Source organism: Rhodococcus sp. IEGM 1408, from assembly GCF_033142235.1.
In the GTDB taxonomy this organism is placed as follows: Bacteria; Actinomycetota; Actinomycetes; order Mycobacteriales; family Mycobacteriaceae; genus Dietzia.
The window spans coordinates 103,753-119,862 of record NZ_JAWLRW010000006.1; the positions used below are offsets into that span (position 1 = coordinate 103,753).

Annotated in this window: 14 protein-coding genes; 9 read left to right on the plus strand and 5 right to left on the minus strand. The window is 70.0% G+C overall.

Translation table 11 applies throughout. The features are described from left to right. The first annotated feature begins 90 nt into the window (after positions 1–90). A complete protein-coding gene (locus R4P08_RS11165; RefSeq protein WP_317813923.1) occupies positions 91–1,233 on the plus strand; it encodes an alkaline phosphatase family protein in 1,143 nt (380 codons plus the stop codon). A gap of 40 nt (positions 1,234–1,273) precedes the next feature. Here R4P08_RS11165 and R4P08_RS11170 read toward each other — a convergent pair whose 3' ends face one another. Further along, the gene (locus tag R4P08_RS11170; RefSeq protein ID WP_317813924.1) at positions 1,274–2,746 is read right to left on the minus strand and encodes an NAD(P)/FAD-dependent oxidoreductase; all 1,473 of its coding nucleotides are present in this window, start codon (positions 2,744–2,746) and stop codon (positions 1,274–1,276) included. Between the two features lie 116 nt (positions 2,747–2,862). Between R4P08_RS11170 and R4P08_RS11175 the strand changes: the two genes are divergently transcribed. The 4 genes from R4P08_RS11175 to R4P08_RS11190 all read left to right on the plus strand — a co-directional run bounded on the left by R4P08_RS11175 (position 2,863) and on the right by R4P08_RS11190 (position 6,358). After that, a complete protein-coding gene (locus R4P08_RS11175; protein ID WP_317813925.1) occupies positions 2,863–4,044 on the plus strand; it encodes a zinc-dependent alcohol dehydrogenase in 1,182 nt (393 codons plus the stop codon). A gap of 58 nt (positions 4,045–4,102) precedes the next feature. Next, the gene (locus R4P08_RS11180; protein ID WP_317813926.1) at positions 4,103–4,855 is read left to right on the plus strand and encodes a histidine phosphatase family protein; all 753 of its coding nucleotides are present in this window, start codon (positions 4,103–4,105) and stop codon (positions 4,853–4,855) included. Continuing rightward, complete coding sequence (locus R4P08_RS11185; protein ID WP_317813927.1) at positions 4,852–5,733, plus strand: NAD(P)H-hydrate dehydratase; 882 nt, start codon at positions 4,852–4,854, stop codon at positions 5,731–5,733. The genes R4P08_RS11180 and R4P08_RS11185 overlap by 4 nt, the downstream gene beginning before the upstream one ends. A 112-nt stretch (positions 5,734–5,845) precedes the next feature. Beyond that, positions 5,846–6,358: a hypothetical protein gene (locus R4P08_RS11190; protein WP_317813928.1), complete on the plus strand. Its 513-nt coding sequence runs from the start codon at positions 5,846–5,848 to the stop codon at positions 6,356–6,358. Between the two features lie 10 nt (positions 6,359–6,368). On the opposite strand, the gene R4P08_RS11195 is transcribed toward R4P08_RS11190, so the two are convergent. From R4P08_RS11195 to nadA, 3 genes are all read right to left on the minus strand, one after another. After that, a complete protein-coding gene (locus R4P08_RS11195) occupies positions 6,369–6,914 on the minus strand; it encodes a hypothetical protein (protein ID WP_317813929.1) in 546 nt (181 codons plus the stop codon). A 65-nt stretch (positions 6,915–6,979) separates the two neighbouring features. Continuing rightward, positions 6,980–7,831 carry a carboxylating nicotinate-nucleotide diphosphorylase gene (gene nadC / locus R4P08_RS11200; RefSeq protein ID WP_317814085.1) on the minus strand — a complete coding sequence of 284 codons (852 nt, stop codon included), beginning with the start codon at positions 7,829–7,831 and terminating at the stop codon, positions 6,980–6,982. Positions 7,832–7,905: 74 nt separating this feature from the next. Beyond that, the gene (gene nadA / locus R4P08_RS11205) at positions 7,906–8,991 is read right to left on the minus strand and encodes a quinolinate synthase NadA (protein WP_317814086.1); all 1,086 of its coding nucleotides are present in this window, start codon (positions 8,989–8,991) and stop codon (positions 7,906–7,908) included. A gap of 137 nt (positions 8,992–9,128) precedes the next feature. Here nadA and R4P08_RS11210 point away from each other — a divergent pair, with 137 nt between their 5' ends. Then, positions 9,129–9,836, plus strand: coding sequence for an NUDIX hydrolase (locus tag R4P08_RS11210; RefSeq protein ID WP_317813930.1), 708 nt, complete (start codon positions 9,129–9,131; stop codon positions 9,834–9,836). A 109-nt stretch (positions 9,837–9,945) separates the two neighbouring features. Continuing rightward, the gene (locus R4P08_RS11215) at positions 9,946–11,001 is read left to right on the plus strand and encodes a hypothetical protein (RefSeq protein ID WP_317813931.1); all 1,056 of its coding nucleotides are present in this window, start codon (positions 9,946–9,948) and stop codon (positions 10,999–11,001) included. On the opposite strand, the gene R4P08_RS11220 is transcribed toward R4P08_RS11215, so the two are convergent. After that, positions 10,923–11,525: a hypothetical protein gene (locus tag R4P08_RS11220; protein ID WP_317813932.1), complete on the minus strand. Its 603-nt coding sequence runs from the start codon at positions 11,523–11,525 to the stop codon at positions 10,923–10,925. The genes R4P08_RS11215 and R4P08_RS11220 overlap by 79 nt on opposite strands. 137 nt (positions 11,526–11,662) lie before the next feature. Between R4P08_RS11220 and R4P08_RS11225 the strand changes: the two genes are divergently transcribed. Continuing rightward, complete coding sequence (locus R4P08_RS11225) at positions 11,663–13,825, plus strand: acyltransferase family protein (RefSeq protein ID WP_317813933.1); 2,163 nt, start codon at positions 11,663–11,665, stop codon at positions 13,823–13,825. A 93-nt stretch (positions 13,826–13,918) separates the two neighbouring features. Continuing rightward, entirely contained in the window at positions 13,919–16,063 is a 2,145-nt protein-coding gene (gene glgX, locus R4P08_RS11230) for a glycogen debranching protein GlgX (RefSeq protein WP_317813934.1), read from the plus strand. Positions 16,064–16,110: the final 47 nt, after the last annotated feature.

Genomic DNA, 16,110 nt, shown 5'->3' on the forward strand with positions numbered 1-16,110 from the left:
CACCGGGAATGACACCGGTCAGCCGCCCCCGTAGCGCAGAGCTCGGCTGACTTGCACCCGCCGCCGGCCTGATTCGGGGATGGTGAGGTCATGACCGGGATCCCCACCACTGCGTCTGACCATTCCCTCGCGGACGTCATGCCGTCGATCGCCGCCGCTCTCGGGGTGGACATCCGCAATCCGCTGGCGCTGGAACCGAGCCGGGACGTGGTGTTGGTTCTTGTCGACGGCCTCGGCGCCGAGCTCATAAGGCAGCACGCCGGCGAGGCCCCCACCCTCGCCGCGATGGCGACCCGCATGATCAGCGCGGGCTTTCCCGCCACCACGGCCACGAGTCTGACCAGTCTGGCGGTCGGGGCGCCATGTTCCCAGCACGGGATCGTGGGGTACAGCTTCCGGATCTCTGACGCCGACGGCCCCGCGACCACGTTCAACCCCCTGCGGTGGACGCTCGAATCCGCCGACGGTCCGTCGGCCATGGACGAGTTCCCGCCGCGAGAGGTCCAGCAGCAGCCCAGCCTGCTGGACCTGCTCGCCGACGAGGGCATCGACGTCACCTACGTCATGCGCGAGGACTTCCGCGAGTCCGGCTTGACCCGAGCCGCGTTCCGGGCCGACGGAGACTTCCGGCCGGCGAAATCGCTCGACGAGATTCGGCACGGCGTTCTGGACGCGGTTAGTCGGTCGTCGCGGACTCGGCGATTCGTCTACGCCTACTTCGGCCACCTGGACCTGATCGGGCACATCCATGGGCCCGGCTCGCCGGAATGGGTTCGGTCGCTTCGAGAGGTGGACGCGTTTGTCGCTGATCTTCTCGCGGACCTGCCCCCCGACTGCGCGCTCGTGGTGACGGCAGACCACGGAATGGTCACCGCGGAGAACATCATCGACATCGACACCAGCCCCGCCCTTCTAGCCGACGTCGCAGCCGTCGCCGGCGAGGCCCGGGTACGGCACGCCTACGCGCGGGCCGGGTCGGAGCAGGCCGTCCTGGCCGCATGGCGATCGGAACTGGCCGGCCACGCTCGGGTACTCAGCCGCGAGCAGGCCCTCGACGAGCAGCTGTTCGGCCCCGGCCGTGATTACGCGGACCGGCTGGGCGACGTGATCGCGATCGCCACCGGGGGCGTCATCCTCGCCAGAACCCAGCACGAGAAGATGGAGTCGTCGCTGCTCGGCCACCACGGCGCCAACACCGCCGCCGAGCAGCACATCCCTTTGATCCTGCGGTGAACCTCGGGCCGGCTGGGATCAGCAGGTGACCAGCTGGTCCCTAGGACCACAGCGTGACTGTCTCGAAGTCCCGGTCATCGGGTTCGGTGAGCATCCGTTCCATCGTCCGTCGGTCGAAGGGCCACAGATCGATCGCGCCGCGGTCGGTCCGGTACCAGGACGTGCACCCCGTGTTCCACACGGTCGGACCCATCGCCTCGACGACGTCGCGGTTGAAATCGTCCGTCGCCCCAGAGGTCACCTCGACTGCGTCGACGCTGCCCTGCTGCCAGCGTTCGATCCATTGGGCGATGTACCGCGAGGAGAGCTCTGCCGAGAACTGGAGGGAGATCGACCCGGTCGGTGAGTTGGGCCCGAGAACGGTGAACAGGTTGGGGAAACCCGGGATTGCCGTCATCCGGTACGCGCGCGGGCCGTCTCCCCAGGCATCGTCGAGGCTCAGCCCACCGCGGCCGATGATCCGCATCGGGCGCATGTAGTCGTGGGCACGGAAACCGGTGGCCAGCACGATCGAATCCACCTCGTGGTGCTGGCCGTCGGCGGTCCGGATACCCGTCGGAGTCACCTCCGAGATGGCCTCGGTCACGAGCTCGGCGTTCGGCGCGGTGATGGCTCGGTAATAGCTGCCGGAGAGCACCTGCCGCTTGCACAGCGGTTGGTAGTCCGGGTTCAGCTTCTCACGGAGCCGGCGATCGCGGACCTGCCCGCGCAGGCTCAACCGGGCGTAGGCCTGTACCGCCCGACGCCGCCAGGTGGGCTTGAGCATGATGTCCGCCACGAGCCCCGACGCCCACAACGCGGCCCGGTAGACCCCGTCCTGGAGGCGCGGCGATCGACGCAGGAGCCACGTCAGTAGCGCTGACTGGCGCAAGCCCATCGGCGCCCACAGGGTCCACTGCGGCGATCGGGCGAAGTGGAGGAGCCGCGACGCCTCCGGCTGGAGCGCCGACACGATCTGTACGCCTGTGGAGCCGGAGCCGATCACCCCGACCCTGGTACCGCCGGTGTCCAGGTCGGGATCCCAACGGGCGCTGTGCACCACGGGCCCGGCGAAGCTGTCCAGGCCCTCGATGTCCGGCGTGTACGGGTGGTGCAGCACCCCGGTCGCGCACACCACGAAGTCGGCGTGAAGTGTCGCCCCCGCGGCTGTGGACAGGGTCCAGGTGGCGGACTCGTCGTCGTAGACCGCCTCGGTGACCTCGGTACCGAGCCGTAACCACCTGTCCAGATCGAAGCGGTCCACAACGGACCGGTGATATGTCCGGATCTCCTCGCCTGTCGCCCAGATCCGCGACCAGTCCGCTTTGGGGGCGAAGCCGAACTGGTAGATCTGCGACGGGACGTCGCACGTGAGCCCCGGGTAGCGGTTCCAGTGCCAGACGCCGCCGACGTCGGTTCCCTTCTCGCAGATGGTCACGTCCGTGAACCCGGACTGCTGGAACACGTAGGCCGCGGTGATCCCGGCGACCCCCGCGCCGATGATCACGATGCGTGGATGACGGGTGTCGGGCATGAGACCGGTCTACCGAAGATCCGCGTGCCGCGGGACCGGATGCACTCAGGTGTCGCCGGGTTTACGGTCACTGGCATGCGTGAGCACGCATGGCACGACCAGAGAGGAGCCCGCACATGAAGGCAGTCACCTGGCACGGCAAGCGCGACGTCCGCGTCGATGAGGTTCCCGATCCCAAGATCGAGGAGCCCACCGACGCGATCGTCAAGATCACCAGTACCAATATCTGCGGCTCCGATCTTCACCTCTACGAGGTCCTGGGCCCCTTCATGAACGAGGGCGACATCCTCGGGCACGAGCCGATGGGGATCGTGGAGGAGGTCGGGTCCGGGGTCACCGACCTCAAGCCCGGCGACCGGGTGGTGATGCCGTTCCAGATCTCCTGCGGCCACTGCCACATGTGCGATCGGGGCCTGAACACCCAGTGCGAGACCACCCAGGTCCGCGAGCAGGGCATGGGCGCGGCCCTCTTCGGGTACTCCGAGCTGTACGGCAGCGTCGCCGGCGGGCAGGCCGAGTACCTCCGCGTCCCGCAGGCGCAGAACACCCACATCAAGGTCCCTCACGAGCACGCCGACGACCGCTACCTCTACCTCTCCGACGTCCTGCCCACGGCCTGGCAGGCCGTGGAGTACGCGCAGATCCCCGACGGCGGGACGGTTGTCGTCCTGGGGCTGGGACCGATCGGCGACATGTCCGCGAGGATCGCCGCCCACCGCGGTCACCGGGTAATCGGTGTCGAGCCCGTCGCCGAGCGCCGGGCCCGGTTGGCGCAGCGGGGAGTCGAGGTCATCGACCCCACCGACGTACAAGGCGAGTTGGGCGACGCGATCCGCGAGATGACCGGCGGCCGCGGGCCGGACTCGGTGATCGACGCGGTGGGCATGGAGGCGCACGGCTCGCCCGTCGCCAGCCTCGCCCACGCCGCCGTGGGGCTGATGCCCAAATTCCTGGGCAAGAAGATGATGGAGAACGCGGGCGTGGACCGGCTCGCCGCCTTCTACTCGGCCATCGACATCGTGAGCCGAGGCGGGACCATCTCGCTCTCGGGTGTCTACGGCGGTAGTGCCGACCCGCTCCCCATGCTGACCATGTTCGACAAGCAGCTGACGCTCAAGATGGGGCAGGCCAACGTCAAGCGTTGGGCGCCGGAGATCCTCCCGCTGCTCACCGACGACGACCCGCTAGGCGTCGACGACTTCGCAACCCACCGCCTCCCGCTCGCGGACGCACCCCGCGCCTACGAGATGTTCCAGAAGAAGCAGGACGGCGCCGTCAAGATCATCCTCACGCCGTGATCGCCGTGATCGCCGCGGGGGGCTCGGTAGGTTCGGAAGGCTGGGTAGGTTCGGGTACATGACCGAACTCTCCCGACTCATGCTCATCCGACACGGACAGAGCGTGGGGAACGTCGCCGACGACCGCGCCCGCGCCGCCGGCGCCCACCGCCTCGACCTGGACTACCGAGATGCCGACACCCCGCTCTCGGACACCGGTCACCACCAGGCCGCGGCGGTGGGCGCGTGGCTGGGCGGGCTCCCCGACGAGCACCGCCCCACGGTCTGGTTGACCTCGCCGTACCGGCGCGCGGCCGACACCGCCGCCGCCGCGATCGAGGCCGCGCGCGCCGCCTCGCGAACTGCGGACGTCGTCCTCCTCACCGACGAGCGGCTGCGCGAGCGGGACCTGGGGATCCTCGACGGCTTCACCGGCGCCGGGATCCGCGAGCGCTTCCCCGAGGAGGCCGAGCGCCGCGATCGGATCGGCAAGTTCTACTACCGCCCACCCGGCGGGGAGAGCTGGACCGATGTGCTGCTCCGAGTGCGGTACCTGCTCACCGACCTGCGTCAGCAGTACGCGGGCGAGCGGGTGTGCGTGTTCAGCCACCAGGCGGTGATCATGAGCTTCCGCGTGGCGCTGGAGCAGATGGCCGAGGACGACGTCCTGCACGTGGACCGCGAGGACCCGTTGCCCAACTGCTCGGTCACCACCTACCGGCACACCGGTGAAGCGCTGGAGCTCCAGGACTACGCCGACACCACGGGCGTCGAGTCCAGCGCCGCCCCGACCACGCGCGAGGAGACCGCCGCGGACGAGGAGCAGACGTGACTCGGGAACAGATCGTCCTCACCCCGCACCGTCTGCGCGCGTGGCCGCTTCCCACCCCGGGCGGCGGCAAGGAGGGCCGCGGGCGCGTGCTGGTGGTGGGCGGCAGCCGCAGTACCCCGGGCGGGGTCCTGCTCGCGGCCGAGGCGGCCCTGCGCGCGGGGGCCGGCAAGCTGCAGATCGCCACCGTGGAGTCCGTCGCGCCGGGGCTGGCGCTGCGCATCCCGGAATCGATGACGGTCGGGCTGCCCGAGACCGACGCCGGAGAGCTCTCCGCCGCCGGCGTGGACGCCCTCCGCGACCTGGCGTCGGGGTGCGACACCGTGGTGATCGGTCCCGGCATCGGCGACACGGCGGTCGCCGACGACCTGCTCGCGCAGGTCATCCCGGACCTGCAGGCCACCCTGGTGCTGGACGCGCTCGGCCTGGCCTACGTCACGCGGAACCCGGACGGCCTGGCGCACCTCGACGGCCGTGCGGTCCTGAGCCCCAACCCCATGGAGCTCTCCCGCACCCTGGACATCCCGCAGGAGGAGGTCGAGGACAACATCCCGGGCCACGTGATCGAGCTCGCCCGGCGGGCCGGAGCCGTGGTGGTCTCGGGGACCGAGACGTCGTGGATCGCCACGCCGGACGGCCGCATCTGGCGCGACGAGTCCGGCGCACTCGCGTTGGGCGTGTCCGGCTCCGGCGACGTCAAGGCCGGGGTGATCGCGGGTCTGCTCGCCCGCGGGGCCGACCCCGCGCAGGCCGCCGCCTGGGCGACCTACAGTCACGGTCGGGCCGGCGAGCGACTCGCCGCGGAAGTGGGGGTCGACGGGTTCCTCGCCCGCGAACTCCTGGCCGAGGTGCCCCGCGTACTCGTCGAACTCTCGTCCTAGGGTCGTCATGGTCCGGATGAACCCCCAGCTGCATGAACCCCCGGCTGCACCGACCCCCGGCTGCACGAACCCCCCGGCTGCACGCCGACCCGGGTAGTGGCAGGCTCGGGGCATGACTTCTGACGCTGACATCCGATCCGCCATCGACGCCGCCACCGTCCCCGAGGAGGGCGTGCTCGAGCGCGCCCGCATGATCGTCGTGGACAAGCTCGGCGAGTGGGACAGCCTCGGGCTCGATGAGATCGTCGAATCGGTCTGCGAGGCCTACGAGGCGCCCTCAGGCGAGCGCCTGCGGGTGTCCGACGTGGACCCGGCCGATCCCACCACCGACTCCCCCGCGCTTCGCAGCCTGCGCTACTCCCGGGCGGCACGCACCGCGGTGATCGACCTCCAGCGCGAGGGGACGATCGTCGCGGTGGACGAGCAGCCGGGAGACGCCGAGGCCGTCGGGGAAACCGCCGGCGGCACGGGTGGCGGCACGGGCGAAAACCGGGACGACGACGACGAGGCCACCACCACCAAGGAGACCACCGGCCCGGCAGCCGAGAAGGCCGGTACCGACGAGGTCCTCCTCAGCACCGGACCCCAGCCTCGAGGTCGGCGATTCGCGCTCGCGGCTGAGTAGTCTGCCCGGGTCAGAACGCCTCCGTGACCTCCGGGTGGTCCGTCTCCTTGAGCGGCTTCAGCGCTCCGCCCGAGAGCGTGGTCTCCCCCAGCCGCGCCTCGCGGTACCGGTCGGCCTGGGCCTGGGTGATCGCTTCGCGCGCTCCGTCCTTGGCGTAGCAGACCGGAAGCCACGCACCCTGGGAATCCAGACGCGCCACGATCCGCTGGCGGAGCCGGAACGGCTGGATGGAATCCGACCAGGCGACCAGCAGGTCGAGATTCTTACCCTTGGCGTCCGGGATCGAATCGGTGGAGCAGAAGTGCTGCACGCTGCGCCACACCGCGAACTGGGCGCCGGAGAAGGACAGCGGATCGACGGTGGCGGATTTGCTGGTCCGGGTGGCGCGGCTGCCCGCGGTCTTGCCGGCCGTCTTGGTCGCCTTCGCGGGCTTCGCGCGAGTGGGCGGAGGCGAGGTGTTCTCCCCCGATTCCACGCGGCGGCGAGCCTCCTCCATCCGCTGCTGCCGTCGTTCCGACGGCGTGATGTTCTCGCCCGAATCCCAGAAGCCCGTCATGACAACCGACTTTACGCGGACGGGGGGCGGCTACACCTCACCCGATCCACCGCGTGCGGCACAGCTCACATATCCAGTCCCAGATCCAGAACGGCGACCGAGTGGGTGAGCCCGCCCACGGCCAGGAAGTTGACACCGCACCGCGCGTAGTCGGCGGCGCTGTCCAGGGTGAGGCCGCCGCTCGATTCCAGGCGGGTGCCGGGGGCGACCTTGTCCCGGCGCTGAACGGCGATCTGCGTCTGCCACACCGGGAAGTTGTCCAGCAGGACCAGGTCGACCCCTGCGTCCAGCATCTGGTCGAGCTGCTCGAGCGAGTCCACCTCGACCTCGCAGGGCAGCTCGGGGAAACGATCACGGACCGCGGCCAGGGCCGGCAGCACGCCACCGGCGGCCACCACGTGGTTGTCCTTGACCAGGACCGCGTCGCCGAGGCCCAGTCGGTGGTTGACCCCGCCGCCGCAGCGGACGGCGTACTTCTGCAGCAGTCGCATCCCCGGCATCGTCTTGCGGGTATCGCGGACCACGCAGCCGGTGCCCTCGAGTTCATCCGCCCATTCGCGGGTCGCGCTGGCCACCCCGGACAGGTGGCAGACCAGGTTGAGCATGGTGCGTTCCACGGTCAACAACCCGCGTGTGGGCGCGGAGATCTCCGCGACCACGTCTCCGGCCTCGACGCGGTCCCCGTCGGAGGCGAGCAGACGCACGGAGAAGTCGTCGCCCAGCACCTCGGCCAGCACCATCGGGATGAGCGGGAGTCCCGCCACCACGCCGTCGGCGCGGGACGCCAGACGGGCGGTGGCGCGGGCGTCGGCGGGGACGGTCGCCAGCGAGGTGGCATCGGGGCCATATCGCAGGTCCTCCTCGAGGGCACGCCTGATCGCGATCAGGGCGTCGGCGCGGGTGTCGGGGTCGAACACGTCGTCGTCGTACCGCGTGGCGCCTGACGCCTCGTCGTCGTGCCGGTGGCCGCTCCCGGTCCCGGGCGCCCCGCTCACTCCCCCGACCCCGGGTTCCCGATGGCGATCATCCGCTCCACCGACCCGCGCGCGGCCTCGGCGGTGGCGGGATCCACGTGGACCTCGTCGGCCCCCTCGACCAGGGCGCGCAGCAGGGCGGCCGGGGTGATCATCTTCATGTAGGGGCAGCTGGCGTTCTCGTTGACAGCCAGGAAGTCGATCTCCGGCGCCGCCTTGCGCAGCTGGTGGATCATCCCGATCTCCGTGGCCACCAGCACCTCGCGCGCACCCGACGCACGGGCGGCGTCGACCATGCCGCCGGTGGACAGGATCTTGACCATGTCGGCGGGCACCGCGCCCTCGGTGGCGAGGTGCAGCGCGCTGGTGGCGCAGCCGCACTCGGGGTGCACGAACAGCTCGGCGCCGGGGTGTTGCGCGGACTTGGCGGTGAGCTGATCGCCGTTGATCGCGGCGTGGACGTGGCACTCGCCGGCCCAGACCAGGACGTTGTCGCGTCCGGTCTTGCGGCGCACGTGCGCGCCCAGGAACTGGTCGGGCAGGAAGAGCACCTCCCGCGACGGGTCGATGGACTCCACCACTTCGACCGCGTTGGAGCTGGTGCAGCAGATGTCGGTGAGTTCCTTGACCGCGGCGGTGGTGTTGACGTAGGACACGACCACGGCGTCGGGGTGCTCGGACTTCCACTCGGCCAACTGCTCGGCGGTGATGGAGTCGGCCAGCGAGCAGCCGGCGGCCTCGTCGGGAATGAGGACGGTCTTGTCCGGGGCGAGGATCTTGGCGGTCTCCGCCATGAAGTGGACGCCGCAGAAGATGATGGTCGACTGTTCGGCGCCGGCCGCGATGCGCGAGAGGGCGAGCGAATCCCCCACGTGGTGGGCGATGTCCTGGATCTCGGGGATCTGGTAGTTGTGCGCCAGGATCACCGCATCCCGCTCGGCGGCGAGCCGGTGGATCTCGGCGGCCCACTCGGCCGTGGCCTCGACGCCCGTGTAGCGCCCCTGCTCGGTGCGGCGGATGCGTGACGCCAGCGGCGACTCGAGCCGTCCGATGGCCGTGCCCGGCCGCGGCGCGGTCGTGGTGCCCAGTGTCGTGGTGCTCAGTGTCGTGGTGCTCAGGGTCGTGGTGCCCAGTCCAGCGGCAGTGCTCAGTCCAGTGGCAGTGCTCATCGCTGCCCCTCCCGGGTTGGTTCGGCGAGCCGATACGACACCGGCCCCGTTTTCGACTTACAATCGAAAACATGGCAAAGTGTAACACCGGTCACGAGGTCCTCGTAGTGGTGGGCCAGGTCCGCCCCTCTGCCCACGCGGCCGCTCCCGTGCTCCACGTGGTGCTGTGGAAGCACGCGCTCGGCCCGGCGGCAGGCAGGTGGGCGCTACCCGGCGGCGAGGTCAGGGATGACGAGGATCTGGCCGGATCCGCCACGAGGCAGCTCGCCGAGAAGGTGGACGTGCGCTCGCTGAGCCACCTGGAATCCGTGGCGGAGTTCTCCGACCCGGCCCGCGTGCCCGGCCGCCGGGTGTTCGCCTCCGGGTTCCTCGGAATCCTCCCTGCCGACGCCGATCCCGACATCCCGGGCGACACCGCGTGGTTCCGGGTGGACGCCCTGCCCGACACGGTCTTCGACCACGCCGAGATCGTCGCCCGGGCCCGCGCCCGCCTGGCCGCCAAACTCTCCTACTCCACGCTGGGCTTCGCGCTGGCGCCGGAGGAGTTCACGCTCTCCGAGCTGGCCCAGCTGTACGCGGCCGCGCTCGGCCACCCGGTGGATCCGACCAACCTGCAGCGGATCCTCACCCGACGCGGTGAGCTCGTGCGCTGCGGGCGGAGCGCGCCGCCGGGGCCCTCCGGGGGCCGACCCGCGGCGCTCTACCGGTTCGCTGAGCGCCGGTTGCGGATCACCGATCAGTTCGCGACGCTGCGGCCGCCGGCGGACAGCGGTCGGTGACCGGGGTGCGTTCCGACACCTCAACCCGCTGTACCGGATAGACGCATCCGCTCTCGATCGTCGGATCGACTGGTTAATGTGCGCTCGACAACCCCTCCCAGGAGCCACGATGACCGAAGAACCACGGCACGCGCACGTCCAACCCCTCGACCAGGCGGTCGCGGTCACGTTGAGAGCGCTCAAGCGTTCCGCCCCGGTCCGCGGCCTCCTCGACCTCCCTCCCTTCGATCAGAGCTTCGGAGACCTGTCGATCGATGCCCGGCGGGAAATCGTCCTTCAACAACTTCCCGTGCCGATCCCGCTACCCCAGCAACCGGCGGCCGCGCCCACTGCTGTTCCACGATCCAGACCGCGCCGGGTGCGGGGGGTCGCCCTCTGGAGCCTGTTCGCTCTCGTGGTCGCCACCTCTCCGGTCCCCGCCGCATCTCTGGCTCTCGGCGTGCTCTGGTTGATCGTCCTGCTGTGGCCCTCGCGGACCGCCGTCGAGGATCTCTCGAGTCCCACCTCGGCCCGCGCCGACTCTGCAGGGCTGGCCAACGCACTAGAACTACGAATCGTCTGGATGGCCCGATGGCAGGTGGCCGCGATACTCCAGGGCAGGGCGTGGCGCTCGGACGAGCTGCACCACGACGTCACGCGGATCGGTCTCGCCGAGGTCCTGGACTGCCTGACCGAGCGTGCCCTGAACGTCTACGGATTCTCCTCTACCGCACTTCCCGAACCGCCCGGGTCGCAGTCGGAACTACGTCTCCAGTGGCTCAGAGAAGCGGAACGGGTCCACCTCGCGCAGACGGATCTGATCGAACAACTCGCGGCACTCATGGTCTACCGCAAGCAACTCGACCACATTTCGGTGCTCCTCGATCAGCGAGACCAGATGGCGATCTACTCGGCTCGAGCGGCCGCCTTCGACGACATCCTCTCGCCCCCGTCGGATACTCCGTCGCTGCTCGACGCGACGGTCGCGCAGCACGACCTCCAGAGCAATCTCGCCGCCCAGATCCGATTCCTCGGGCAGATCGCCGACGGGTCGGGAACCGCGGCTCCCCTGCACGACGCGCTCTACGGTCCGCGCCAACCGCCCGGTCAGACCGGCTCGTCCGCCGGGAGCGCTGCTCCGGCGGATGAGGGATCATCCCGCAGGTCGGACGACATGCTGAAGTAAGCGAGCGCGGCCACCGTGAACGCCGCCACCGTCGCCCCGAACACCAGCCACCCGGCCCCGGGCGGGAACCAGTCCCACGACGGCCCCGTGGTCCCGTAGATCATCCGATCGAAGAACAGCGCCCCCACCACCGGCTCCTGGGCCACCACCTCCCCGTACGGCGCGTCCGTCGGAGGCGAGGCCAGCAGGCCCGAGAGCGGCGTGGCAGCCGCGGCAGCGACCGCGCACAGCGACCCCGGCAGCAGCATCAGCGCGGGGACCCCGACCGGACGACGAAGGCCCGGGTGCCGGTGCCACAGCACCAGCACAGCGCACACCGCGGCAGCACCCAGCAGGATGATCAACATCAGGAGCTGGCTCCCGCCGTCCGCGCCCGAATCGGTGAGCCTCAGACCCCGCCCGTCACCCACCGACATCAGCTCCTGGCGGGGCGCCGCGGCGATCCAGACCAGCAGCGCGGAGACCGCCGGGCCGCCCACCCCCAGCAGCGTGCCCATGGCGCGGGACCACGACGAGCTGAGCATGCGCCGGACTGTACCAACGCGGGCGCTACCGAGCGTTTGTGGTGTAATCGGACCCGGCTCCGCCGCGCCAAGGGTCCCCCCATGCGCCGATCCGGGCCGGCTCCCGAACAAGTCGAAGCGTCAGGAAGTACCCGCCAGTGGCCACCACCTCTCCGACCGCGCCGGCCCCTCGGCGCCGCGAGAAGAAGATGGCCTACCGGAACGACATAGACGGACTCCGCGGGTTGGCCATCGCCCTCGTGGTGGTGTTCCACATCTGGATGGGCCGCGTCTCCGGCGGGGTCGACGTGTTCCTCACCCTGTCCGGGTTCTTCTTCCTCGGTTCGCTCCTGCGCGGCGCCGCGGACCCCGGTACGCCGCTCAATCCGCTCCCGCATCTCAAGCGACTTGTTCGTCGGCTCTACCCGGCGCTGGTCGTGACGGTGGCCGCCACCGTGGTGGGGACCGTGCTCATCAAGCCACCCACCCAGTGGTCGGCCATCTTCGAGCAGACCGTCGCGTCCCTGCTCTACTACCAGAACTGGGAACTCGCACTCACCGCCCAGGATTACGCCGCCGCCGACGCCACCATCTCGCCGCTCCAGCACCTGTGGTCCATGTCCGTGCAGGGGCAGTTCTACCTGGTGGCCCTCACTGTGGTCCTGGGACTCGCCGCGCTGTGGCGCCTGGTCGCCCGCCGCGGCTCCCCCAAGTGGCTCCTGCTCGCGGTGGTGGCCGCGGGTACCGCCGCGTCCGTGTGGTGGGCCGTCCTGGGGCAGGCCACCAACCAGCCGTGGAACTACTACGACACCGCAGCGCGCATGTGGGAACTGCTCGTCGGCGGCCTGGTTGCGATCCTGCTGGTCGGGATCGTGCTGCCGTGGCCGCTGCGCATGCTCACCACGGTTGCCGGCCTCGCGCTGATCGTGAGCTGCGGCTTCGTGATCGACGGCGCCGCGCACTTCCCCGGCCCGCTGGCCTGGTACCCGATCGGCGGCGCCCTGCTGATCGTCCTCGGCGGCAACCTGCCCGAGGGGGCACGCGCGACACCGCTCAAGGACCCGGTCAGCTGGCTGCTGTCGGCCCGGGTGTTCCGCCGGCTCGGCGACATCTCCTACTCCCTGTACCTGTGGCACTGGCCACTGCTCATCCTCTGGCTCTCCTACGACAGGCAGGCCGAGGTCACGCTGGTCTCGGGGCTGACCATCGTCGCGATCTCCGTGGTGTTGGCGCTCCTCACGGAGAAGTACGTCGAACGACCGCTGCGGATGGCCAGCCGGGCACGCGGCGGCACCACTCCCGCGGCCCGGGAGCGCGACGCGCGACTCGGGAAGCCCGCCCGGTCCGCCCGGGACCAGCGGCGGTTCGTGCAGGCGACCGCCCTCGTCGTCGTCGCCGCCGTGGGCAGTCTCGGCACCGTGGGGTGGTGGGCTGCCACGTCCACCTCCCGCTCGGCGGTCCCCTACGTCGACTCCCTCACCGACCCGGACCACCCCGGCGCCCGTGCCTACCTCGAGGGGGTCCCCACCCCGGACGACGTCGGGTACCTGCCGTCCCTCCTGCAGGTGGGCAATGACCTCCCGGTGAGCACGACCGACCAGTGCATCTCCACCTTCGAGTCGTCCGAGGTGGAGATGTGCGTGTACGGCGACGTCACCGCGCCACGCACCGTCGCACTGGTCGGCGGGTCCCACGCCGAGCACTGGATCAGCGGCCTCGACGAGGTCGGGCGCCACTACGGTTTCCGCGTGGTGACCCTGCTCAAGATGGGCTGCCCGCTCACGCTCGACGCGACGGTCTCCGACGGCGACGACCGGCTGTACGAGAGCTGCGAGCAGTGGACCCCCGCCGCCCTCGCGGCGCTCGTGGGTCTGGCCCCCGAGTTCGTGTTCACCACCGCCACCCGGCCGGTCGGCGTGGTGGGGCCCGACGTCACGCCGCGGCAGTACGTCGAGCTGTGGCGCGCGCTCGACGAGCAGGGCATCGGCGTGATCGCCGTCCGCGACACCCCGTGGCTCAACCGCGGCCGCGGCCCGATCCGCGCCGGCGACTGCCTGGGCGACGGCGGCACCCCGGAGGAGTGCGGGATGCCCCGCGAGCGGTCCATCTCGGCCATCAACCCGGCCGCCCTCGCCGGGGCCGGCGTGGACTCGGTCCGGCTGATCGACCTCACCGACGGGTTGTGCGACGCCCGCGACTGCCCGGCCGTGGTGGGCAACGTGATCGTCTACCACGACTCCCACCACCTCTCGGGCTCCTGGGTCCGGTCCGCGTCGGGCGAACTGGCCCGCCAGATGGGGCCCGCGACGGGGTGGTGGTGACGGGATGGTGGTGACGGGGCGGTGACGGGGTGGTGACGACCCCCACGTCGACTGCCACGCCCTGACGTCCGGGAGGCATTACCCTTGGACACCGTGACCAACGACGACGCGCAGCAGTCCGCCCCGGAGCTCATCCGCGCCTGGCCCGGAACCGCCTATCCACTGGGGGCCACCTACGACGGGACCGGCACCAACTTCGCCCTGTTCTCCGAGGTCGCCGAGCGTGTGGAGCTCTGTCTGATCGACCGGGAGGGCAAGGAGCAGCGCGTCGAGCTCTTCGAGGTCGACTACCACATCTGGCACTGCTACCTGTTCGGTGTCACCCCGGGTCAGCGGTACGGGTTCCGGGTCCACGGTCCGTACGAACCCGAGAAGGGGCTGCGCTGCGACCCGTCCAAGCTGTTGCTCGACCCGTACGGCAAGGCGTTCGACGGTGCCTTCGACGGCGACCCGAGCCTGCACAGCTACGACATGGACAACCCGGACGAGCGCAATACCGACGATTCGCTCGGGCACACCATGACCACCGTGGTGATCAACCCGTACTTCGACTGGGACAACGACCGCGCGCCCCGGCACGAGTACCACAACACGGTGATCTACGAGGCCCACGTCAAGGGCATGACCGCCACGCACCCCGACATCCCCGCCGAGATGCGCGGGACCTACGCGGGCATGACCCACCCGGCGGTGATCGACTACCTCACCAACCTGGGAGTCACCGCGATCGAACTGATGCCGGTGCACCAGTTCATGCAGGACCAGCGACTGGTCGACATGGGACTCCGCAACTACTGGGGCTACAACAGCTTCGGCTTCCTGGCCCCGCACAACGAGTACGCGTTCGCCGCCAAGCCCGGCGACGCCGTGACCGAGTTCAAGGCCATGGTCAAGGCCTTCCACGACGCCGACATCGAGGTGATCCTCGACGTGGTCTACAACCACACCGCCGAGGGCAACCACCTGGGCCCCACGATCGGCTTCCGCGGCATCGACAACCAGGCCTACTACCGGCTGGTCGAGGGCGACGAGAAGCACTACATGGACTACACGGGCACCGGGAACACGCTCAACGTCCGGCATCCGCACTCGCTGCAGCTGATCATGGACTCGCTGCGCTACTGGGTGCTCGAGATGCACGTCGACGGCTTCCGGTTCGACCTCGCCTCCACCCTGGCCCGGGGCCTGCACGACGTGGACCGGCTGTCCTCGTTCTTCGACCTGGTCCAGCAGGACCCGGTGGTCAGCCAGGTCAAGCTCATCGCCGAGCCGTGGGACGTGGGCGAGGGCGGCTACCAGGTGGGCAACTTCCCGCCGCTGTGGACCGAGTGGAACGGGCAGTACCGCGACACCGTGCGTGACTTCTGGCGCGGCGAGCCCGCCACCCTGGGCGAGTTCGCCTCCCGCCTCACCGGCTCCTCGGACCTCTACGAGCACACCGGCCGGCGCCCAACCGCGTCGATCAACTTCGTCACCGCCCACGACGGATTCACGCTCAACGACCTGGTCAGCTACAACGAGAAGCACAACGACGCCAACGGCGAGGACGGCAACGACGGCGAGAGCCACAACCGCTCGTGGAACTGCGGCGTCGAGGGGCCCACCGACGACCAGACCGTGCTGGACCTGCGGCACCGGCAGCGCCGCAACATGCTCACCACGCTCATCCTGTCGCAGGGCACGCCGATGATCGCCCACGGCGACGAGATCGCCCGCACCCAGGACGGCAACAACAACGTCTACTGCCAGGACAACGAGATCGCCTGGATGGACTGGGAACTCGACTCGGAGCAGGAGGACCTCCTCGAGTTCACCCGCGACCTGATCCGGCTGCGCAAGGACCACCCGGTCTTCCGCCGCCGCCGGTTCTTCGGCGCGCCGCTGCGCAGCTTGGACGACCCGCAGGACATCGCGTGGTTCAGTCCCGACGGTTCGGAGATGACCAGCAAGGACTGGGACTCCGGGTTCGGCAAGTCGCTGGCCGTGTACCTCAACGGAGAGGCCATCCACGAGCCGGACGAGCGTGGTCAGCGGATCATCGACGACTCGTTCCTCATGCTGTTCAACGCCCACCACGAGCCCATCGAGTTCTCGCTGTTGGGCTCCGAGTACGCGGAGGCCTGGGAGGTCGTGCTGGACACCGCCGCCCACCACGACAATCGCGGGGGTGAGCTGGGCTCGGACGGCGCCATCACCGTCGCGGACCGGGGCACCGTGGTCCTCCGGAAGCTCCGCTAGCCGTGGTCGCCCCCGTCCCGGCCCCTGACTCCGCCGGGGCCCCTGAC

Bases quoted from the DNA above. Each gene is read 5' to 3' on its own strand.
- R4P08_RS11165 (WP_317813923.1), top strand. From the start codon at position 91: ATGACCGGGATCCCCACCACTGCGTCTGACCATTCCCTCGCGGACGTC.
- R4P08_RS11170 (WP_317813924.1), bottom strand. From the start codon at position 2,746: ATGCCCGACACCCGTCATCCACGCATCGTGATCATCGGCGCGGGGGTC.
- R4P08_RS11175 (WP_317813925.1), top strand. From the start codon at position 2,863: ATGAAGGCAGTCACCTGGCACGGCAAGCGCGACGTCCGCGTCGATGAG.
- R4P08_RS11180 (WP_317813926.1), top strand. From the start codon at position 4,103: ATGACCGAACTCTCCCGACTCATGCTCATCCGACACGGACAGAGCGTG.
- R4P08_RS11190 (WP_317813928.1), top strand. From the start codon at position 5,846: ATGACTTCTGACGCTGACATCCGATCCGCCATCGACGCCGCCACCGTC.
- R4P08_RS11195 (WP_317813929.1), bottom strand. From the start codon at position 6,914: ATGACGGGCTTCTGGGATTCGGGCGAGAACATCACGCCGTCGGAACGA.
- R4P08_RS11210 (WP_317813930.1), top strand. From the start codon at position 9,129: ATGGCAAAGTGTAACACCGGTCACGAGGTCCTCGTAGTGGTGGGCCAG.
- R4P08_RS11215 (WP_317813931.1), top strand. From the start codon at position 9,946: ATGACCGAAGAACCACGGCACGCGCACGTCCAACCCCTCGACCAGGCG.
- R4P08_RS11220 (WP_317813932.1), bottom strand. From the start codon at position 11,525: ATGCTCAGCTCGTCGTGGTCCCGCGCCATGGGCACGCTGCTGGGGGTG.